General features: G+C 73.6%; 17 protein-coding genes and 1 pseudogene. 8 read left to right on the forward strand and 10 right to left on the reverse strand.

What is annotated here, in order from left to right; translation table 11 throughout:
• Nucleotide 1: 1 nt before the first annotated feature.
• The 3 genes from QE381_RS00190 to katG all read left to right on the forward strand — a co-directional run bounded on the left by QE381_RS00190 (nt 2) and on the right by katG (nt 3,997).
• Nucleotides 2–997 carry a stage II sporulation protein M gene (locus QE381_RS00190; RefSeq protein WP_307214415.1) on the forward strand — a complete coding sequence of 332 codons (996 nt, stop codon included), beginning with the start codon at nt 2–4 and terminating at the stop codon, nt 995–997.
• Nucleotides 998–1,163: 166 nt separating this feature from the next.
• The gene (locus tag QE381_RS00195; protein ID WP_307214417.1) at nt 1,164–1,622 is read left to right on the forward strand and encodes a Fur family transcriptional regulator; all 459 of its coding nucleotides are present in this window, start codon (nt 1,164–1,166) and stop codon (nt 1,620–1,622) included.
• Between the two features lie 32 nt (nt 1,623–1,654).
• Entirely contained in the window at nt 1,655–3,997 is a 2,343-nt protein-coding gene (gene katG / locus QE381_RS00200; protein ID WP_307214420.1) for a catalase/peroxidase HPI, read from the forward strand.
• Between the two features lie 68 nt (nt 3,998–4,065).
• Here katG and aqpZ read toward each other — a convergent pair whose 3' ends face one another.
• From aqpZ to QE381_RS00230, 6 genes are all read right to left on the reverse strand, one after another.
• Complete coding sequence (gene aqpZ / locus QE381_RS00205) at nt 4,066–4,875, reverse strand: aquaporin Z (protein WP_307214422.1); 810 nt, start codon at nt 4,873–4,875, stop codon at nt 4,066–4,068.
• An 86-nt stretch (nt 4,876–4,961) separates the two neighbouring features.
• Complete coding sequence (locus QE381_RS00210) at nt 4,962–6,266, reverse strand: DUF58 domain-containing protein (RefSeq protein WP_307214424.1); 1,305 nt, start codon at nt 6,264–6,266, stop codon at nt 4,962–4,964.
• 3 nt (nt 6,267–6,269) lie between these two features.
• Nucleotides 6,270–7,220: a MoxR family ATPase gene (locus QE381_RS00215; protein WP_307214426.1), complete on the reverse strand. Its 951-nt coding sequence runs from the start codon at nt 7,218–7,220 to the stop codon at nt 6,270–6,272.
• Nucleotides 7,217–8,368 (reverse strand): DUF4350 domain-containing protein, encoded by a 1,152-nt coding sequence (locus QE381_RS00220; protein ID WP_307214428.1) that lies wholly within the window; start codon nt 8,366–8,368, stop codon nt 7,217–7,219. The genes QE381_RS00215 and QE381_RS00220 overlap by 4 nt, the downstream gene beginning before the upstream one ends.
• Nucleotides 8,365–9,000 carry a DUF4129 domain-containing protein gene (locus QE381_RS00225; protein WP_307214430.1) on the reverse strand — a complete coding sequence of 212 codons (636 nt, stop codon included), beginning with the start codon at nt 8,998–9,000 and terminating at the stop codon, nt 8,365–8,367. Before QE381_RS00225 ends, QE381_RS00220 begins: the two co-directional genes overlap by 4 nt.
• Entirely contained in the window at nt 8,997–10,184 is a 1,188-nt protein-coding gene (locus QE381_RS00230) for a hypothetical protein (RefSeq protein ID WP_307214432.1), read from the reverse strand. Before QE381_RS00230 ends, QE381_RS00225 begins: the two co-directional genes overlap by 4 nt.
• Nucleotides 10,185–10,311: 127 nt before the next feature.
• Here QE381_RS00230 and mtrA point away from each other — a divergent pair, with 127 nt between their 5' ends.
• The 5 genes and pseudogenes from mtrA (at nt 10,312) to hpf (ending at nt 15,846) form a co-directional block, all read left to right on the forward strand.
• A complete protein-coding gene (mtrA, locus tag QE381_RS00235; RefSeq protein WP_307214434.1) occupies nt 10,312–10,992 on the forward strand; it encodes an MtrAB system response regulator MtrA in 681 nt (226 codons plus the stop codon).
• Nucleotides 10,993–10,995: 3 nt separating this feature from the next.
• Nucleotides 10,996–12,664 (forward strand): annotated as a pseudogene (gene mtrB / locus QE381_RS00240) (MtrAB system histidine kinase MtrB).
• Between the two features lie 527 nt (nt 12,665–13,191).
• Nucleotides 13,192–14,337 (forward strand): LpqB family beta-propeller domain-containing protein, encoded by a 1,146-nt coding sequence (locus QE381_RS00250; protein ID WP_307220343.1) that lies wholly within the window; start codon nt 13,192–13,194, stop codon nt 14,335–14,337.
• A 101-nt stretch (nt 14,338–14,438) separates the two neighbouring features.
• Nucleotides 14,439–15,104 carry a ComF family protein gene (locus tag QE381_RS00255; protein WP_307214436.1) on the forward strand — a complete coding sequence of 222 codons (666 nt, stop codon included), beginning with the start codon at nt 14,439–14,441 and terminating at the stop codon, nt 15,102–15,104.
• A gap of 79 nt (nt 15,105–15,183) precedes the next feature.
• A complete protein-coding gene (gene hpf, locus QE381_RS00260) occupies nt 15,184–15,846 on the forward strand; it encodes a ribosome hibernation-promoting factor, HPF/YfiA family (protein WP_307214437.1) in 663 nt (220 codons plus the stop codon).
• A 113-nt stretch (nt 15,847–15,959) separates the two neighbouring features.
• Here the strand turns inward: hpf and QE381_RS00265 are convergent, their stop codons facing one another.
• The 4 genes from QE381_RS00265 to QE381_RS00280 are packed head-to-tail and all read right to left on the reverse strand — an operon-like array spanning nt 15,960 to nt 21,382.
• Nucleotides 15,960–17,285, reverse strand: a complete 1,326-nt coding sequence (locus QE381_RS00265) for a hypothetical protein (protein WP_307214439.1) — start codon at nt 17,283–17,285, stop codon at nt 15,960–15,962.
• Nucleotides 17,286–17,319: 34 nt separating this feature from the next.
• Nucleotides 17,320–20,076 carry an FtsX-like permease family protein gene (locus QE381_RS00270; RefSeq protein WP_307214442.1) on the reverse strand — a complete coding sequence of 919 codons (2,757 nt, stop codon included), beginning with the start codon at nt 20,074–20,076 and terminating at the stop codon, nt 17,320–17,322.
• Entirely contained in the window at nt 20,064–20,786 is a 723-nt protein-coding gene (locus QE381_RS00275; protein WP_307214444.1) for an ABC transporter ATP-binding protein, read from the reverse strand. The genes QE381_RS00270 and QE381_RS00275 overlap by 13 nt, the downstream gene beginning before the upstream one ends.
• Nucleotides 20,783–21,382 carry a PadR family transcriptional regulator gene (locus QE381_RS00280; RefSeq protein WP_307214446.1) on the reverse strand — a complete coding sequence of 200 codons (600 nt, stop codon included), beginning with the start codon at nt 21,380–21,382 and terminating at the stop codon, nt 20,783–20,785. The genes QE381_RS00275 and QE381_RS00280 overlap by 4 nt, the downstream gene beginning before the upstream one ends.
• Nucleotides 21,383–21,396 lie beyond the last annotated feature (14 nt).

Raw genomic sequence — 21,396 nt, forward strand, 5'->3', positions numbered from 1 at the left:
CATGGACCCGGACGCGCTCGTCGCCGCGCACAGGCGGGAGTGGGAGCGACTCGACGCGCTCGTCCGCGCGCGCCGGCGCAGCGGGGCGGATGTCGACGAGCTCGTGTCGCGCTATCGCGCCGCCACGGCGGACCTCGCCGACATCAAGACGACCGTGGGACGCAGCGCCGTGGGGGACCGTCTCTCGCTCACCCTGTCGCGCGCGCGCCTCGTGCTGACGCGCGCGCCCCGCAATCCGCTGCGGGGCGTGCCGGCGTTCTTCCTGCGGCAGCTGCCCGCCGCGCTGTACCGCATCCGATGGACGACGCTTGCGGTCGCGGTCGCGTTCGTTTCCATCGCCGCGCTCGTGGGCGTGTGGATCGCGGCCGATCCCGCCACCGTCGCGGCGCTCGGCGACCGCGCGGATCTGCGGGCGTACGCGGATGAGCAGTTCGTGTCGTACTACAGCGAGAACCCCGCCGCCGTGTTCGCCGGAACCGTCTGGACGAACAACGCCTGGGTCGCCGCGCAATGCGTCGCGTTCGGCATCACGGGTGTCTGGCCCGTGTACATCGTGGTCCAGAACGCCGTGAACCTCGGGGCCGCGGCGGCGATCATGACGGAGTTCGACCGGCTGGACGTGTTCTTCGCGTTCATCCTCCCCCACGGCCTGCTCGAGCTCACCTGCGTCTTCGTCGCCGCCGCCGCGGGGCTCCACGTGTTCTGGGCATGGATCGCCCCCGGGCGCCGGGGGCGGGGCGAGGCGCTCGCGGCCGCGGGACGGTCGCTCGGCACGGTCGCCGTGGGCCTCGTCTTCGCACTGGCGCTGTCGGGGATCGTCGAGGCGTTCGTCACGCCGCAGCCGTGGCCGTGGGGCGTCAAGCTCGCGCTCGGCGCAGCGGCGCTCGGGGTTCTGCTGGGCTACATGCTGATCCTCGGACGCCGGGCCTTCCGCGAGGGGGAGACGGGCGATCTCGAGGAGGACGAGGCGGGGACGCCGCGGCTCGTCGCCGGCTGACGGCATCCTTCGGTCGTGCCGTCGTGCGGGGATTCCGCGCGACACGCCGGGTATGTCCTTCTCCGCGCGGCGTGTCGCCCGTGATCCCCGCCGTCAGGCCCGGGCGGCGCGGCTGTTCACGATCTCGTTACTTTTGATTCGTTCAAAACAACGGTACGCTGGGCATATGACGGATGCGGTGCACGACCACGGCGCGCACGCACACGCGCCGTCGGCGGATGTCGCGATCCGCACGGCGGGCCTGCGCGTCACCGCCACGCGCCGTGCCGTCTACGACGCGCTCGAGGCGCAGCCGCACGCGCGCGCCGAGCAGGTGCTCGACCGCGTGCGCGAGACGCTCGACGCGTCCAGCATGCAGTCCGTGTACAACGCCCTCGGCGACTTCGTCGATGCCGGGCTCGTCCGGCGGATCGAGCCGGCGGGGCACCCGGGGCTCTACGAGATGCGCGTGGACGACAACCACCACCACCTCGTCTGCAGCGGATGCGGTCGCGTCGAGGACGTGGACTGCGTCGTCGGCGCCGCGCCCTGCCTTCAGCCCTCCGAGACGCACGGCTACCGCATCCACACCGCCGAGGTCACCTTCTGGGGCCTGTGCTCCGACTGTGCCGCCTCGGCCTCCTGACCCACCCATCCACCCACCCACGGAAGGACACCATGAGCGAGAGAGATGACCTCGTGCCCGAGATCGGCGACGAGCCCACCGCGACCGACCAGGCCGTCACGGACATCGACACGCCCGCCGACGAGCGCGCCGACGGCGAGGACCGCCCGCGCTCGAACGAGGATGCGGGCGGTTGCCCGGTCATCCACGGCGAGCCCGCCGGCCGGCCGGCCGAGAGCGCCACACAGCCCCACCCGACCGTGGGCAGCGCCAACCGCGTGTGGTGGCCCAACCAGCTGAACCTCAAGATCCTCGCGAAGAACCCCGCCGTGCGGAACCCGCTCGGCGAGGAGTTCGACTACAAGGCCGCGTTCTCCTCCCTCGACCTCGCGGCCGTCAAGAAGGACATCGAGCGCACCCTCACCGAGTCGCAGGACTGGTGGCCCGCCGACTTCGGTCACTACGGCCCGCTCATGATCCGCATGGCGTGGCACAGCGCCGGCACCTACCGCGTGACCGACGGCCGTGGCGGCGGCGGCGCCGGCCAGCAGCGCTTCGCGCCGCTGAACAGCTGGCCCGACAACGTGTCCCTGGACAAGGCCCGGCGCCTGCTCTGGCCGGTGAAGAAGAAGTACGGTCAGAACATCTCCTGGGCCGACCTCATGATCCTCGCGGGCAACGTCGCGCTGGAGTCGATGGGCTTCTCGACCTTCGGGTACGGCGGCGGTCGCCCCGACGTCTGGGAGCCGGACGACGACGTGTACTGGGGCCCCGAGACCACGTGGCTCGGCGACGAGCGCTACTCCGGCGACCGTGAGCTGCAGAAGCCGCTCGCGGCCGTCCAGATGGGCCTCATCTACGTCAACCCGGAGGGCCCGAACGGCGAGCCCGACCCGCTCGCCTCGGCGCGCGACATCCGCGAGACCTTCGGCCGGATGGGGATGGACGACGAGGAGACCGTCGCGCTGATCGCCGGCGGACACACGTTCGGCAAGACGCACGGCGCCGCGCCCGACACGAACGTCGAGGCGAACCCGGAGGCCGCGGGCCTGGAGATGCAGGGCCTCGGCTGGAAGAACAACTTCGGCACCGGCAAGGGCGACGACACCATCACCTCGGGTCTGGAGGTCACCTGGACCTACCACCCGACCCGCTGGGACAACGAGTTCTTCCACATCCTCTACGCCTATGAGTGGGAGCTCATGCGCAGCCCCGGCGGCGGTCACCAGTGGCGGCCGATCAACGGCGCGGGCGCCGACATGGTGCCGCTCGCGCACTCCGACGGACGTCGTGAGCCCCGTATGCTCACGAGCGATCTCGCGCTGCGCACGGACCCCGCCTACGACGCGATCTCGCGCCGTTTCAAGGACGACCCGGTCGCCTTCGGCGACGCGTTCGCGCGTGCGTGGTTCAAGCTCACGCACCGTGACATGGGCCCCATCTCGCGCTACCTCGGTCCCGAGGTCCCCACCGAGGAGCTCATCTGGCAGGACCCGGTCCCCGCCGTCGACCACCCGCTGATCGACGACGCGGCGGCGACCCGCCTGAAGGACGCGATCCTCGCGTCCGGCCTCACGGTGTCCGAGCTCGTGCGGTTCACCTGGGCGGCGGCCTCGTCGTTCCGTGGCAGCGACAAGCGCGGCGGCATCAACGGTGCCCGCATCCGCCTGGCTCCGCAGAAGGACTGGCAGGTCAACGACCCGCAGCTCGTCGCGAAGGTCGTCGCGGTCCTCGAGCGGGTCAAGGCCGAGTTCGACGCCGCGCAGACGGACGGCACGAAGGTCTCGCTGGCCGACCTCATCGTCCTCGGCGGCAACGCCGCGGTCGAGAAGGCGGCGAAGGATGCGGGCGTCGACGTCGTGGTGGACTTCCACCCCGGCCGCACCGACGCCTCGCAGGAGCAGACCGACGTCCACTCGTTCGGATTCCTGGAGCCGGCCGCGGACGGGTTCCGTAACTACTACGGCCCGAACGCGTTCCTGCCGCAGGAGCACCACCTCATCGACAAGGCGAACCTGCTGACCCTCACCGCGCCCGAGATGACGGTGCTGGTCGGCGGCCTGCGTGCGCTCGGGGCCAACTGGGACGGCTCCGACTACGGCGTGTTCACCGACCGCGTCGGGGTGCTCACGAACGACGTGTTCGTGAACCTGCTCGACCTCGGCACGACGTGGAAGCCGCTCGACCCGGGCTCGCAGGCGTTCGCGGGCACGAAGGACGACTCGGGTGAGCCCGTTGGCGTCGGGACGCGCGTCGACCTGCTCTTCGGCTCGAACTCCGAGCTGCGCGCGCTCGCGGAGGTCTACGCCTCGGATGATGCAGCGGAGAAGTTCGTCCGCGACTTCGCCGCCGCGTGGGGCAAGGTCACGGAGCTCGATCGGTTCGACCTGCGCTGACACGCCGGCTCGACGTCAGAAGCCCCGCCCCTCGGAAGAAGGGGCGGGGCTTCTGCGCGTGTGCGCGGTCAGGCCGTCTTGCGGTCGAACAGGGCGCGGTGCACGAGCCCTGCGATGAGCCCGCCGACGATGGGGAACACGATGAAGACCCACAGCTGCGACAGCGCGGGGACCCCGCCGTAGATCGCGGCGGCGATCGAGCGGGCCGGGTTCACCGAGGTGTTGTCGACGGGGATGGAGATCAGGTGGATGAGGGTCAGGGTCAGGCCGATCACGAGCCCCGCCATCGCCGGGGTCCCGCGGGTCGTGTGCGTGACGCCGAGGATGACGAACAGGAACACCGCCGTGAGGACGACCTCGACGATGATCGCCGCCCCCAGGCCGAAGCCACCGGGGGACTGCTCGCCGAAGCCGTTGCTCGCGAAGCCGCCGCTCTGCGCCTTCGCCAGCCAGCCATCGGGCCCCGCGAGCCCGATGACGAACAGCACCGTCGTCGCCACGACGCCGCCGACGACCTGCGCGACGATGTAGCCGGCGGCATCCTTCCACGCGAAGCGGCCTGCGGCGGCGAGCCCCAGCGTGATCGCCGGGTTGAAGTGCCCGCCCGAGATCGGCCCCCACGCGTAGGCTCCCGCGACGACCGTCAGGCCGAACGCGAGGGACACGCCCACGAAGCCGATGCCGAGCGAGGTGCCGTTGTCGCTGACGCCGAAGTTCGCGGCCAGCAGCGCCGAGCCGACGCCGCCGAAGACCAGCAGGAAGGTGCCGAGGAGCTCGGCGGCGAGTTTCGCGCCGGTGCCCGGCCCGCTCGGAGCGGGGGCGTGATCGAGGGGTGTCGGCTGGGCCGGCTTCTCGGGATCGGGGTCGTGTGTGCTCATGATGAGCCTCCTCTCGCCCTCACCATAGCGCTCGGCTGGGAAAACGCTGAGAGGCGATGCGGCCGCGTCGACCCCCGGAGGGACCCCTAGAGGCGGCCGCGCGCCTTGAGATAGAGGTAGTGGTCGGCCACCCGGGGCGGCAGGGTCTCGGCGTCCGCGGTCACCGCGACGGCGCCGGCACGCCCGATCGCGCGGCGCACGGCCGCGGCGTCCTGGCGACCGCGCTCGAGGGATGCCGCGAGATAGGCGTCGGCCGCGGAGGGCCGGACGCCGACCGGCCGCGGGTCGGCGTCGGTCGCCGTCGCGACGAGCACGCGGGTCCGCGAGGCGACGCCCGCGAGCGCCGAGAGGAACCCGCGCGCGGCATCGGGGGAGTCCTGGGCGGTGAGCAGGACGAGCAGGGCCGGACGCCGCGTGATGCGCCGTGCCTGGGCGAGGGCGGCATCCCAGTCGGTGTCGATGAGCCGGGCGTTCACCGGCGCCATCGCCTCCACCATCGCGGGCAGCAGCGCCGACCCGTCGGCCCCGGTGACACGGGCCCGCACCGCCCGGTCGAACATGAGCAGGTGCACGTGATCGCCGGCCGCGGCGGCCAGCGCCCCGAGCAGCAGCGCCGCCTCCATCCCGGCGTCCAGACGCACGCCGTCGCCGACACGGGTCGCCGCGGTGCGCCCCGTGTCGACGACGATGACGACGTGCCGGTCGCGCTCGGGCCGCCACGTGCGCAGCATCGTCGTGCCCGATCTCGCCGTCGCCCGCCAGTCGATCGAGCGGACGTCGTCGCCGCGCACGTACTCCCGCAGGCTGTCGAACTCGGTGCCGGCGCCGCGCACCTGCACGCTCGTGGACCCGTCGAGCTCGCGCAGGCGGGCGAGCCGTGAGGGCAGGTGGCGGCGGGCCGTGAAGGGCGGGAGCACGCGGATCGCGCCGGGCGCGGCGATGACCGCCTGGCGGCCGGCGAGGCCGAGGCAGCCGATGCTGCGGATCACCACGAACTCGCTGCGCACCTCCCCGCGGCGACGCGGTCGAAGCGGCACCCGGACCGTGCGTGCTTCCCCCGCGGGCACCGCGAGCGGCTGCCGGTCGGCGGGAGCGCCCGCCGTCGGCTGCCAGGCGTCGCGGAGCAGACCCACGAGCGTCCTGCCGCCGTCGTTGCGCACCCGCAGCTCGGTCTCGGCCGGCTCGTCACGTCGCGCCCGGCCCGGCAGTCGCCGCTCGATCCGGAGCCGTCGAGGGTCGGCCGCGCCTGCGACATCCGCCAGCGCCGCCGCGGCGCACAGCAGCGCCCACCCGCCCGCCGCGGCCCAGGGGGAGACCCCGGCCGCGGACAGCAGCAGGACGGGCACCACCCCGAGGGCGGTGAGCAGGACGAGCCGACCGGTGACGTACACGGCTCAGAGCGGGACGCGGGTCTGCTGCACGACGGCGCCGAGGACCGCGTCGGCGGTGACCCCCTCGATCGCGGCCTCCGGCCTCACCTGCAGGCGATGACGCCACGTGGGCACGATCATCGTCTGCACATGGTCGGGGGTGATCGCGGGGTAGCCGCTCAGCCAGGCCCAGGCCTTCGCCGTCGCCAGGAGCGCGGTCGCCGCCCGCGGGCTCGCGCCGAGCTCGACGGACGGCGCCTGTCGCGTCGCACGGGCGAGATCGACGATGTAGGCGAGGACGTCGTCCGCGACGTCGACGGATGCCGCCGCCTCCTGCGCGGCCCGGATCGACGCCGCGTCGGCGACCGTGGCGACCGCGGACAGATCCAGCGGGTCGAAGCCGTCCGCGTGCCGGCGCAGGACCTGGATCTCGGGCTCGCGTTCGGGCACCGCGACCGTGAGCTTGAGCAGGAACCGGTCCAGCTGTGCCTCGGGCAGATCGTACGTGCCCTCGTGCTCCACCGGGTTCTGGGTGGCCGCCACGAGGAACGGCGTGGGAAGCGCGCGTGTGACGCCGTCCGCCGACACCTGTCGTTCGGCCATCGCCTCCAGCAGGGCCGACTGGGTCTTGGGCGGCGTCCGGTTGATCTCGTCGGCGAGCAGGATCTGGGTGAACACCGGACCCTCGCGGAACTCGAACGCACCGGCCCGCGCGTCGTACACGAGCGAGCCGGTGACGTCTCCCGGCATGAGGTCGGGGGTGAACTGCACGCGCCGGGTGTCGAGGCCGAGCGCGCGGCTGAAGGCACGCACCAGCAGCGTCTTGGCGACACCGGGGACGCCCTCCAGCAGCACGTGGCCGCGGGCGAGCAGGGCGACCAGCAGGCCCGTGACGGCGCCGTCCTGCCCGATGACCGCGTGCCCGATCTCGGTGCGCACGCGGTGCATGGTCTCGCGGAGCTCGTTCTCGGTCATCGCGTCCTCTTCCGTGTCGTGTCGGGGATGGTGGCGGCCTCGAGGCGCACGAGGGCGTCGGCGAGGCGCACGAGGTCGGCGTCGGTCCGCGGGAGCGGGCCCGCGAGCGTGAGGCGGGGGTCGGGGGCGGTTCCCGGCGGGGAGGCGCGCAGGCGGTCGGCCACCGCATCCGCGACGGCCTCCGGCGCCGCGTCGGCCGGGAGGCCGAGCGCGCCCGAGAGCCGGTGCCGAGCGCCATCGCGCAGCAGCGAGCCGGCATGCGCGGCGTCGCGCGAGGTCGCATACAGCCGGGCGCGGCCGCGCGTGGTCTCACCGCCTCGCACCGTGACGGGCAGCCGCTCGGCGACGAGGGGACCGAACCTCCGTCCCCGCCACACGGCGGCGACCGCCGCCGCGGCGATCAGCAGGAGGATGGCGGGCGTGACCCAGCGGGGGGTCAGCGTGCCGATCGTGGCCGGCGTGCCGTCGGCGTCGGCGGCCGAGGGGACGTACCAGGTGACGTGCCCCGTGCCGCCGAGCAGCCCGAGGGCGAGTGCGGCGTTGCCGTCGCGGGTGATCCGCTCGTTCGTGAACAGCGCGGTGGCGTCGACGGCGACGACGGCGCCGCCGTCGTGCGCGACGGCGAGCAGGCCGAACCCCGCACCCTCCGGATAGCAGCTCCAGGTCGCATCCCCGGCCGTGAACAAGCCGCCGACGGCCACGGCACCGGCCCGCTCGGCGGCGGGGAGGCCGCAGTCCGGCTGCCGCGGCGTGCCGGAGCCGTAGCCGGCGGAGGTGCCGGAGAAGACCACCCGGATGTCGCGCGCGGTCGGCGCGAGGAAGACGACGTCGCGGCCGCTCTCCGCCAGCCGCGCCACCTGGTCGTCGGAGAGCACGCTCGTGTCGCCCACCGCGAGGGTGCCCGACGACGCGTCGGCGTCGGCGATCGAGCGCGCCACCCTGACGGCGACACCGTGGCCGGCCAGCGTGCGGGCGAGCGCGCGCGTGCCGTCGGGGCCGGCGGACTCCGGGTCCAGGTCCCCGCGGGGGGACCACTGCCCGAGGTTCGAGAGCGCGGCGGCCGCAAGGCCCGCGCCGACGAGCAGCACCACGACGACGAGCCACCCGAGCGCGCGGCGCGTGCGCCCGGGGCGCACGGCGACCGTCATCGGGCCTCCGCGACCGCCGCGGACCGCGCGAGCGTCGCATCGAGCTCTCGCAGGTCGCGGAACGCGGCCGCGGTGCCGGGACGCCGCAGATACCGGACGTCGTCGAAGGCGGCCGCGGCGGCGTCCAGGCGGTCCGCGTACGCGGGGAAGACGCCCGCCGCGTTCCGCGCGAACGCGTGCACGGTCGCGCCGGGCGCCGTCTCGACCAGCCCCCGCTCGTCGAGCGCGCGCGCGAGCGCCCGCAGCCGCGCGGCGATCGCGACATCCCACTCGCCCGCGCTCGCCGCGCGCTCCGACTCCTCGCGCAACTGTTCCGCGGTCAGCTCGCGCGCATCGCCGAACAGACCGGCCGGCTGCTGCGCGGATCGTGCCAGCCGCCGCGGTCTGCCCCAGACGATCAGCGCGACGACGACCACCGCCACCAGCACGAGCACCGCGACGACGGCGAGGACCGGCCCCCACGCCTGCCCGCCGTCGCCCTGGAACAGCTGCGCGATCGCGTCCACCACCGCGCGGGCGGCACGATCGAGCGGGGTCGGCTGCGCCCGCGCGTACGCGGGGTCGGACAGCTCCTGCTCGACCCACCGGCGCGCCTCATCCGGATCCGGGACGAGGGGGACGCCATCGCTCACGCGTCGCCGCCGGGCGCGGTCCAGCGGGTCGGGGAGCCCGGGTCGACGGGCGTCGAGGCGGGCGGCGCCGGGGGAGGCGGCGCGATCGGCGCGCCGGGAGGAACGGTGCCCACGGTCGTCGTGATCGCGGCGACATCCCGCCCGATGTGCCAGGAGTACGGGTCCGCGGGTCCGGCTCCGGCCTGCCGCTGATCGACGTAGGAGACCAGATCGAGGTCGAGCCCTTCGCGGCGCATCCGGCAGTCGACGTAGATGAGGGTCGTCGCACTGGCGGAGACCACGAGGCCCACGGCCTGGATGAGCAGCACCACGACCTGCGTGAGCACGCTCGTCAGGAGGAGTCCGATCACGGAGGTCGGGTCCGGGTCGCCCGTGGGCGCGATCGTCGCGCTCATCACGCCGCTCAGCAGCGAGAGCGGCACGCTGACGACCTGCGCGATCGCCGAGAAGGCGAGCTGGACGATCACGACGACGCCCAGCGCAGGCCAGAACCGGCCCCGGATGAGCCGCCAGGACCGCGCGATCGCGGGGAACAGCCGTTCCCGCTCGAGCACGAGCACGGCGGGGACGAGACACAGCTTCGTCGACAGCCACAGCGACAGCGGGATCGCCGCCAGCACGGCCGCGAGCGAGAGCAGCACGGCCACCACGATCCCGGCGGTGCCGGCGACCGACACGGCGATGAGCGCGATGACGCCCGCGACCGCGCCCAGCACGACGAGGATCGCGAGGGTCGCCAGCAGCGTGTACGCGAGCAGCCGCCAGAAGGCGGGACGGACGCGACGCCAGAGGTCGGCCAGCCGCGGCCTCTCGGCGACGACGCCGTGCGCGACGTCGGCGACGACGACCCCCTGGACGACGACCGTCAGCGCGGTCGCGGCGATCCCCAGCACGAACCCGGTGGCCGCGGTGATCGCGATCGAGCCGACGAGAACCGTGTCGTAGTCGGGATCGTTCGTGGCCAGCGTGTCCAGGCGCGAGAAGGCCGCCCAGCCGACGCCGCCGGTCGCGAGCACGAGGACGAGGTAGGCGATCGCCTGCGCACCGACCGCGAAGCCGAGCAGCACCTTGGGATTGTGGCGCAACGCCGTGAACGAGCGTCCGAGGATGGTCGCGAAGGGGAGCGGATGCAGGGGGACGATGCCCGGCCGGGGGGCCGGGGTCCAGCTCGGATATGCGGTCACATCAGTCTCCTCCCGACCATCGTGTCACACCGCCTGCGCCAGGTTCCGGGCGCCCGTGGATTAGGCTGGCCCGGGTGCGGCCGTGTTCCCGTGCGCGGTCGCGCGTCAAAGCAAAGGAAGACGCGGCATGACCTCTCGCATCCTCGTGGTCGACGACGACACCGCGCTCGCCGAGATGATCGGCATCGTCCTCGCGGCAGAGGGCTTCGACGCGGTGTTCTGCTCCGACGGCGACGCGGCGCTCGACGCCTACCGCACCGAGCGTCCGGACCTCATCCTCCTCGACCTCATGCTGCCCGGGATGGACGGCATCGAGATCTGCACGCGCATCCGCGCCGAGTCCGGCATCCCGATCATCATGCTGACCGCGCGCACCGACACCTCCGACGTCGTGCGCGGTCTCGAGTCCGGCGCGGACGACTACATCGTCAAGCCCTTCAACCCGAAGGAGCTCGTCGCCCGGATCCGCACCCGGCTGCGCCCGGCGGCCGCCGCCGTCGGAGAGTCGCTGCGCATCGGCGACATCACGGTCGACGTGCCCGCCCACGAGGTGCGCCGGGGCGACACGCCGATCGCCCTCACGCCGCTCGAGTTCGAGCTGCTCGTGGCGCTCGCCTCCAAGCCGCAGCAGGTCTTCTCACGCGAGATGCTGCTGGAGCAGGTCTGGGGCTACCACTACAAGGCCGACACGCGGCTCGTGAACGTGCACGTGCAGCGGCTGCGCGCCAAGGTCGAGCTCGACCCCGACAACCCCAAGATCGTGACGACCGTGCGGGGCGTGGGGTACCGCGCCGGCGCCGTGGTCTGAGCCGTGGCCGGTCGTCGGCGTGCCGCCCTTCGGGCGGAGCTGCGCGCCTGGCGCACCTGGCCGCAGCGTCTCGCAAGCCTCTGGCAGCGCTCGCTGCGCTTCCGCACGGTCGTGGTGACGGTCGCCTGCTCGAGCCTCGCGATCCTCGTGGCGTGCGTCTGGATGGCGCTCGCCATCCAGAACGACCTGTTCCAGTCACGTCGCGACGAGGCGCTGGACGACGCCGCGCGGGCGACCTCGGCGGCCCAGGAGACGCTCGACTCGTCCGTGCAGACCGACAACGCGCAGGTGCGCAACGTGTTCACGAGCGTCGCCTCCAGCCTCAGCCGGCTCTCCAGCTCCGACCGCATCGCGATGCTCCGCGTCGAGACCGACCCGTCGGCCAACGCACCCGTGCCGTTCACGCTCGGCGGGCCCTGGGACGAGGCGATCACCGACGCCCTGCGGCAGAAGGTGCAGAGCGACACGGGCTTGCAGTGGTGGCAGTCGGTCGCGCTCCCGACATCCGCCGGTCCGACCGTGCCCGGGATCGTCGTCGGCCAGCAGGTGAGCGTCCCCGGCGTCGGCGCCTACGAGCTGTACATCGCCTACGACCTCTCGGCCGCCGCGGCGACCCTCGGCTTCGTCGAGGGCACGCTGTGGATCGTGGGCATCGCGCTGATCGTCATCATCGGGCTCATCTCATGGTTCGTGGTGCGCTCGATCACCGCGCCCATCGGCGCCGCGGCCCACACGAGCGCACAGCTGGCCGAGGGCAGGCTCGACGTCCGCGTCGCGATCCACGGCGACGACGAGATCGCGACGCTCGGGCGCTCGTTCAACGCCATGGCCGACAGCATCCAGGCTCAGATCAAGGAGCTCGCCGAGCTCTCGCTGGTCCAGCAGCGGTTCGTCTCCGACGTCTCGCACGAGCTGCGCACGCCCTTGACGACGATCCGCCTCGCCGCCGACGTCATCAACGACCACCGCGGTTCGCTCGACCCGGTCGCCGGTCGCGCCGCCGAGCTGCTGTACGACCAGGTGCAGCGGTTCGAGACGCTGCTCGCCGACCTCCTCGAGATCAGCCGCTACGACGCCGGATCGGTGCAGCTCGAGGTCGAGCCGACGAGCCTCGCCCACCTCGCCGAGGACGTCGTGGCCTCGATGCAGGAGGTCGCCGATCAGCACGGGAGCGAAGTGCGCGTCGTCGCCCCGGGCGGCTACTCGCCCGTCGACATGGACCCGCGACGGGTCCGCCGCGTCGTCCGCAACCTCCTCGGCAACGCGATCGAGCACGGCGAGGGGCGCCCCATCGTGGTCACGGTCGACAGCGACCAGGATGCGGTGGGCCTCGGGGGTGCGCGACTTCGGGCCGGGGATGCGGCCCGCCGATGCCGAGCGCGTGTTCGACCGCTTCTGGCGCGCCGACCCCTCGCGGAAGCGGACGCTGGGGGGCACCGGGCTCGGGCTCTCCATCGCGCTCGGCGACGCGAGACTGCACGGCGGCACGCTCAGCGTGTGGTCCGAGCCCGGCAAGGGCAGCAACTTCGTGCTGACCCTGCCTCGCCACGCCGGGCAGGGCGAGAGCGGGCTGGTGCCACCGGTCCCGGTCGATCCCGGGAGCAGCGGCACGGACGCGCTGGGGCTGACCCAGCCGATCGACGTCGTCGAGCCGGGGCGGGGATCGCGATGAGCGCGCGGATGCGGTGGCTCCCGACGCTCGCGCTGCTGCTGGTGGTGGTGCTCGCGGGCTGCACCGGGCTGCCCGCCTCGGGCCCCGTCAACGCCGGCAACAGCGCGGCCTCCGACGGCCAGCCCGCCTTCGACTTCCGCCCCGACGGGCCGCAGCCCGGCGCGTCGCCGCAGCAGATCGTCACGGGCTTCATCACCGCCGCCTCCAGCCCCGAGGGCAACTGGGCGATCGCGCAGTCGTTCCTCGCCAGCGGCTACCGGTCGGCCTGGCAGCCTCAGGCCGGCGTCGTCGTCGACGTCTTCTCCGACCGGCAGTACGCCGTCGCCGAGGACGGGACCGTCACGCTCACGGTCGCCCCCGCGGCCACCGTGAGCGCCGGCGGCGGCTACACGGCGGAGGAGCAGGGGACGACATCCCTCACCTACCGCCTCACGCAGGAGAACGGGCAGTGGCGCATCGTGGAGGCGCCCGCCGGGCTCCTCATGGACCAGGATCTCTTCGCGAACGTGTTCCACCCGTACCCGGTGATGTACTTCGACGCCACCTGGACGCACCTCGTGCCCGACCTGCGGTGGTTCCCGACCCTCAACGCGCCCAGTCGCGTCGCGAACGCGCTCGTGAACGGCGCGCCGTCCGAGTGGCTGGCGGCGTCCGTGTCCACCGCGTTCCCCGAGAACGTCAAGCTCACGCCCTCCGTCCCGGTGACGGGGACCGGCGTCGCGGAGGTCGAGCTGAGCGAGCAGGCCCTCACCCTCGACGACGCGACGCTGGACCGTATGCAGACCCAGCTGCAGGCGAGCCTCCAGTCGGCGGGCGTGACGAGCGTGCAGATGCTCGTGGACGGAACGGCGCTGGACGCGAGCGTCCTGCCGCTGACCCCGCCCGCTGTGGACCGGCGCGCTCTCGTGCTCACCGCCCAGGGGTTCGGCTTCCTCGTCTCGGGCGAGCTCACCGCCATCCCGGGGCTCTCGGACGTCGTCCAGAAGCTCGCACCGACCGCGATCGAGACCTCCCCGGACCGCTCCGCGGCCGCCGTGCAGCTCGCGGACGGCACGATCGCCCGTGCGCAGGCCGACGGCGCGTCGGCGGTCGTCGACACGCGCGCCGGACTGGTCAAGCCCACGATCGATCCGAGCGGGACGATCTGGACGGTGCCACAGGGCTCTCCCACCGAGGTGCGCGCGATACCGGCGTCCGGGGATGCGGTCGCCATCCGCGGCGCCTGGTCCGGCGCCGCGCGGATCGCCGCGATGCAGATCTCCCGCGATGGGGCGCGGATGGCCGCCATCCTGACCTTCGGCGGCCGGTCGGTGGTCGCGGTGGCGGGTGTCGTGCGCGATGCCCGCGGTGTTCCGACGGCACTGGGGGAGCCCGAGGTCCTCGCGACGCTCCCCGACGGCGGCATCGATGTCGCGTGGGCCGACGAGGTGACCCTCGGCGTTCTCACCGGGGCCGCCGAGCCGGCCTACGTCGACGTTCCCGTCGGCGGACCGGCTGAGTCGATCGCGGCACCGGCGGGCGCGCACACGCTGGCGGGCTCCAGCTCGACCGCGGGGGTGCGGGTGCTCTCGTCCGACGGCATCCTGTATCTGCGGCGCTCCTCGACGTGGGTGCAGTCGGCGACCGGGGTGTCGGTGCTCGCGGTGCAGCAGGGCGCGCCCGCCTCGGGCTGACCGCTCCGCCGGCTCCTCCCCAGCGGGGCGGCCAGCGGCATCCGTCCACATCTCGCGGCCCCGGTGCCCGCGTCCGCGCCGCCGCGGGGCACGCTGTCTGCATGGGTTCCCGTGACGCGGCGGCGTTTCTCGGCGAGGTGCTCGCGGAGGTGCTCGCCGTCGTGCTGCCGGTCGCGTGCGGCGGCTGCGGCCGAGGCGACACGGCGCTGTGCGCCGCGTGCGTCCAGGCGATCGCGCCCGAGGTCCGGATGCGGCGCGTCGGCGACCTGGACGTGCACAGCGGGCTGCGGTTCGACGGGGCGACGGCACGAGCGCTGCGCGCGCTCAAACAGGACGGGCGCACCGACCTCGCCCGCCCCTTGGCCCGGGCGCTGTCAGCGGCGGCCGCCGCCGTCCCGGGACCCGTCCTCTACGTCCCCGTCCCCGCGTCGCGACGAGCCATGCGCCGCCGCGGCGTCCGGGTCGTGGAGCTGCTGATGCGGCGGGCCGGCCTGCCCGTCGCCGGGCTGCTGCGTGCCGCGCGGCGCACCGCCGACCAGCGCGCACTGGGGCGCGAGGAGCGGTCGCGGAACGTGGCGGGAAGCCTCGTGGCGCGGGGGATCGCGCGCGGCGAACGGGTCGTGGTCGTCGACGACGTCGTCACCACCGGCGCCACGCTGGCCGAGGCGGCGCGGGCGTTGCGTGACGCGGGGGCGGTCGTGGTCGCCGCGATCACGGTCGCGAGCACCCCTCAGCGATTCCATGGCGATTCCCTTCGTGACATGTGAGGCGGGTCGGGCTACGGTGGGGACACCAAGGCGACAAGGTCCGCCCTTGAACCGGTGGACCGGAACAAGGAGGTCAAGGATGGAGACCAGCATCGTCGGCGTGGGAGTCGGGGTCACCGACCGATTCCGCACCGTGGTCGAGGAGAAGTCCGCCCGCATCGAGAACATCGCGCCACGCGCGGAACGTCTCGATGTCAAGGTCACTTACCGCGCCTATCACAACGGACATCAGGACGATTCGACGGTCGAGCTCACGCTCACCGGCAAGGGCTTGCCGGTCGTGCGAGCGGAGGCGGTCGACGGCGACAAGTTCGTCGCGCTCGACCTCGCCGTCGACAAGCTGTGCGAGCAGATCCGGCGCGCGAAGCAGAAGCGCATCGACGCCCGCAACCACCCGCGCAAGGCGCACTTCGAGAAGGGCACGGGCGAGCTGGCGGGACTGGACGTGCAGCCGGCCTCGATAGACGTGCTCGAGGCGGTCGCGACCGGCGAGGTGCCGGTCGTCTCGGGCGGCGCGGAGGAGGCGGAGTACTCGCCGGTCGTGATCCGGACCAAGAGCTTCGACGCCGAATGGATGAGCGTCGAGGAGGCCGTGGACCGCATGGAGCTGGTCGGGCACGACTTCTTCCTGTTCATCGACGCCCGCACGGATCAGCCGAGTGTCGTCTACCGCCGCAAGGGGTGGGACTACGGCGTGATCGCCCTGACGACGCAGGCGCAGCCCGCCGCGCTCGTCTCCTGACTCCGACCCCTGACCGCGAGACCAGTTCCGCACGCCGAGACCGCCGGGTTACCCACCGGTCTCGGCGCGGCGGACTGGTCTCGCGGTCTGTGTCGGGGGCGGGGGGCGGGGGGTCAGTCGAACATGTCGCCGAGCAGGCCGCCGAGGATGGCGCCGCCGATGAGGCCGCCCATGATGTCGCCGCCGCCTGGGCCTCGACGGCCGCCGCCGTAGCCGCCGTTCCCGCCCCAGCCGTCGTCGTTCGGGCGGGAGGAGTCGATGTCGCGCTGCGCGAGCTGCAGCGCCTCGCCGGCGAGCTGTCCCGCGCGGCGCGCGAGGGACAGTGCCTGCTCCCGTGACTCGTCCTCGGCCGGGAGACGGTCGATCTCGGCCCGCGTGCGCTCGGCCTCCGCCAGCCGTGTGCGCGCGTCGGCGCCGATCCACCCGCGGTGACCGCCGATGAGACTGCGGGCGACCGCGATCTGGCTGTCGGCGTCGCCGACCGCGTGTTCCACGGCCGCGCGGCTCGGCAGCGGCCTCTCCGCTCGGGCACGGGCCTTCGCGACCGCGGCGTCCAGTGCCGTGTTCGCCTCGCGCAGTCGCGAGAGGTCGCCGAACGGGTCGGTCTTGGTGCCGGCCGGCGGAAGCGCCGCGAGGGCCTGCTCGAGTCGCGCCGCCGCCGCCGTCACCTCGGGCGAGGGCGGCACATCGCGCACCGCGACCAGGTCGCCCCGGGAGTCGGCGACGACATCCGCGAGGGTCGACTCCGCGCGCAGCGCCTCGATCTCGAAGTCCTCGACCGCATCCAGCAGGCTCTCGGCGCGACGCACCGACTCCGTCGCCGCCTCGAGCGCGAGGTTGGCCTCCTCGGCGCGCCCGGCGTCCCGCCGTCGAGCCGAGACATCCGCACTGTGCTCGGCGAAACCGAGCACCTGGTCGACTTCGTCCGGTCCGTTGGCGATCTGCCGCAGGGCGCTCTCGGCGTACCGCGTCGAGAGCCGCTCGACGATCTCCCGCGCGGCGGGGATGCGTTCGCGCAGGCGAGTGGCATCCGCTCGCACCTGTGCGAGCACCTGCGGGGCACGGCGGATGCGGGCCACCTGCTCGGCGAGCGACGCCGTGCGATCGTCCAGCAGCTCCTCGGCCCAGTCGCACAGCTGCACGATGCGGGCGTTGCGGGTGCGCAGCTCCTCCGGGGTGTCGGGGATCTCGTCGTGGTTCAGCTGGTGGAGCGTGAACGCCTCCGCCAGATGCGTGCGCACGGCGGTCAGCGCGGCGCGCACATCGGCTGTCGACTTCTCACCGAGCTCGGCCTCGGCGAAGGCGAGCTCCTCGGTCGTCGAACGTATCCGTTCGTCGATCGCGACGAGCGCCTGCTGCGCGCGGCGCGCGAGGTCCGCGTCCTGCGCGTCCTGCTGCGTCTTCGCCTCGCGCTTGCGCCTGCCCCACAGTCCCGCCATACCTCGATCCTACGGCGGCCGTCTGCGAGCGGCCTCAGGAGATGACCTGCCGGCGGGTGAGGTCGGGGCGGCGGGGCGGCACGAGCCAGGATGCGGCGGCGACACCGAGCGGGAACAGGATCGCGAGCGTGGCCAGCCACCCCCAGGGGGAGTCCGCGCCGCTCAGGTAGCCGCCGCTGCCGATGGCCACCCCGAGCATCGGGAGCGTGCCCGCGACCGTGCCCGTCACCGATCCGAGGCCGACGATCACGAGTGCCTGCCAGGCGTTCACGCGTCGCCGGAGCCGAGGCTCGCCGCCGACGGCGGCGAGGGTGGCGTCGTCGGGACGACGCTCGAACCGGGCCAGGCCGAGGCACACGCCGCTCACGCCGACCACGAGCACCGCCGCGACGGCGGTCATCAGCCACAGCCAGGGGTCCGGGGCTGTGGGTCCCCGTTCCAGCCAGACGCCGATCCCCGCCTCACCGGACGCGGCGAGGACCTCCGCGTCCGCCTGCAGCCGGTCGACCACCTCGGCGGCGGGTGGCTCGTCGTAGGTCGCGACGAGCATGCTGGGGACGGGTTGGGCTCCGATCCGCTCCGCGGTCTCCGGCGAGATCAGCACGGTGGAGTCGCTGCGGTGCGGCAGCGTCAGCGTCGCGGCGGGGACCGTGAGCTCCTCTTGCGGTGCGTGCGTGGTCGTGCCGGTGCGGCCGTACTCGGTGAGATCCGCGGCGCGCCAGCGATCGATCCGGATCGTCCCCTGGCCGGAGACCAGAGCGCGGTCCAGCACGAGGGCACCGCCGTCGCGGAACACGTCGCGCGCGTCCGCCGGAACGCTCTCGCCCAGGAAGGCGTCGAGGTCCGTCGCCGCCACGATCGTGAGGGAGCGGTCGGCCGCACAGGAGAAGCCGCAGCCCGGATCGGCCGTGGCCGACCCCACGCGGAAGAGCGGGAGATCGGGGTCGGTCGGATCGCCGGTCGTGGGCTCGTACGTGCCGTCCGCGGGCTGCTGCACGAGCACGGTCGCCACCGGGTCGGTCTCCGCGAGCATGCCTCGGGCACGCGCGAGCAGCGCCGGCAACCGGTCCGGCTCCTCGGCCCAGACCGTGACCGTGAGGCTTCCGATCGGGGTCGTGGAGATGTAGGCGCGAGCGGCTCCGGCCGCTGTCACGGCCGTGGCCGAGAGGGCGAAAGCGGCGAGGAAGACGCACCCGGCGATCGCTGCGAAGGCCGGCACCACGCGGGAGGGATGGGCGGCCGCATCCCGGCTCGCGAGTCTCGAGGCGAGGCCGAGACGAGCGAGCGGTCGGGCGCACTGCGACAGGATCCAGTGCCCGGCGATCAGCACGCCGACCTGGAGCACGACGGGCCCCAGCACGATCATCCACTGCGCGACGATGCGAAGCGCGCTCGCGACCTCAGCGGTGATCTCGGGGCTTCGGGATGCGGCCTCCACCGCCGCGAGGAGTGCGCCGCCGCCGAGGGTGAGCGCGAGCCCGCCGAGCAGCAGCGCGAGCCCCCACACGGGGCGACGCGCATCGACACGACCCGGCCGACGCGCACCGCGCAGCGCAGCGATCGTGTCGCCGCGGCTGGCCGCGCGGGCCGGGGCGATCGCGGCGCACGTGCCGGCGACGACCGCGAACAGCAGGATCGCGGCGAGCAGTGCCCACGGGATGCGGAACCCCCAGTTCCCGTGCAGCACGGATCCCGCGACCCCGTCATCGGTCATCGCGAGCACCGCCGCCGCGGCGGCGACGCCGACAAGCAGGCCCGCGACGCCGCCGCCGGCCCCCAGCACGCTCCCCTGGAGCAGGATCACCCGGAACAGATCGGCCCGGCCCGCGCCGACGCTCGCGGCGACGGCGAGCGTGCGCTGCTGCCGCCTCGAGCTCACCGACAGTGCGGCCCCAGCGAGGAGCACCGTCAGATACCCGCCGAACACGGCAGCCGCAGCCGCCGTCGCGGCGATCGTCCAGAACGCTCCGCCCGCACCGTCACTGCTCGAGAGCCGCGCGTCCGGCGGCGGATCGAGGACGAGATCGCGGGCGTAGGCCACGATGCCGCGGTCGTTGAGCGCGTCGAGGTCGCCGAAGCTCGGCTGCCAGTCGGCCACGTACCACACGGTCGGATCCGCGCCCGCGGCCCCCGCTGCCGTCGGCGGCAGGAACAGCACGGCGTGGTCGGGGGAGACGTCGGCGCGGCGCAGGAGCCCCGTGATCGTGACGGGCTCTCCCGTCGTCGGCAGCACGACCTCGTCGCCGAGGCGCGCGTGCAGGAGCGCGAGCAGACCGGGTGAGGCCATCGCCTCGTCGGGAGCGGCGGGTGCACGGCCGCCGAGCACGAGGTAGCGCCCCGCGAGCAGCGGATCCCAGACGTCCCCCACGACCGCGTCGACGCGCGCCGGGCCGTTCGGAGCGGACACCACGGCGGACGCGTACTCGGACACCGGCAGCGTCCGCGCCGAGGCCGGGATCGCCGCGGACACCGGGTCCTGCACGTGCACGGCGGTCGTGCGCGGCGTGGACACCCGGTAGAGCATGTTCGGCGCGTCGACGTACTGCCGCATGTCGGGGCTTCCGGCTCCCGGTCCCAGCCAGGACTGGGCCTGTCCGAGCTGGAGCGTCACCCGCTGCTGCGGCGTCGGCTGCTGGCTCTGCCAGAAGGTCGCGCTCGCCGTGAGCGCGGCGACCGGGAGCGCGACGAGCGCCGCGACGAGCAGGCCGGCCCCCGGCGCGCGCCGCACCTGGCGGCGGGCGAGGCGCTGCGCGACCCGCAGCCTCGCCCAGAATCCCGTCACGGCCGGCACTCGGACAGCAGATCGTCGGCGTCGAGGCGCCTCGACTCGTCCACGATCCGACCGTCGCGGAGGAACACGATGCGGTCTGCCCATGCCGCGTGCCGCGCGTCGTGCGTGACGAGCATCCCGGCTGCTCCCGCATCCACCCGTCCTCGCAGCATCCGCATGACGACGTCACCGGTGACGGAGTCGAGGGCTCCGGTCGGCTCGTCGGCGAGGATCAGACGACGCCCGCCGACGACGGCGCGCGCGATCGCGACACGCTGCTGCTCGCCGCCGGACAGATCGTCGGGATAGGCGTCGCCGCGGCTCACGAGGTCGACGGCGGCGAGCGCATCGCGCCCCGCCCTGCGGGCGACCCGCCCGCCGAAGCCGTCGAGCTCGAGCGGCAGGATGACGTTCTCGAGGGCCGTGAGGGTCGGCACGAGGTTGAAGTCCTGGAACACGAACCCGAGCGAGCGGCGCCGAAGTGCCGCGAGCCGACTGCGCCCGAGCGTGCTCAGATGCGCGCCCTCGACGACGACCTCGCCCGTCGTGGGGATCGCGAGGCCGCCCGCGATCGTGAGCAGCGTGGACTTCCCCGAGCCGGAGGCGCCCATGACCGCGACCAGCTCGCCGCGGCAGATCTCGAGATCCACGCCGGAGAGCGCCGAGACGGCCGTCGGACCGTGCCCGTACTGCTGCGTGACCCCGATCAGGCGCAGCACGGTCTCCGTCATCGCGCGGGCTCCGCCTCGCCGCGCACCGGCCGGCCTCGTCGCGGCTGCTCCGTCGAGAGGGGGAGCGCGGGAGCCGGATGCCGCGACAGGCGCTGTTCGGTGTGGTCGAGCCAGCGCACCTCGGCCTCGGTCTGGAAGATCATCGCGTCGACGATGAGAGACCACGCGAGCTCCTCCGGCCCGTCCGGGCTCGCACCCGCGTACTTGGCCCGATTCAGCGACTGCAGCTGGGAGAGCGACGCGCGTCGCTGCGTCTGGATCACGGCGGAGATGTCGACGCCGGGGAGCGTCGCCGCGACCGCGAGCTTGATCGCGAGCTCGTCCCGCGTGCCCGTCCCGCGATCGACCGGGGCGCCGAGCCAGTCCCGCACCTCGGCGCTGCCCGCATCCGTGATCTCGTAGTAGACGTGCCCCTGCGCGTCGGTCTCGCCCTTGGCGACCAGTCCGTCGCGCTCCAGCCGCTCGAGGGTGTTGTAGATCTGGCCCACGTTCAGCGGCCAGGTGCCGCCGGTGCGGCGCTCGAACTCCAGGCGCAGCTGGTACCCGTAGCACGGGCCTTGGTCGAGGATGGCGAGAAGGCTCTGCCTGACGGACATGCGAACTCCGATCT

The sequence above is a fragment of the Microbacterium sp. SORGH_AS_0888 genome, assembly GCF_030818905.1.
Lineage (GTDB): Bacteria > Actinomycetota > Actinomycetes > Actinomycetales > Microbacteriaceae > Microbacterium.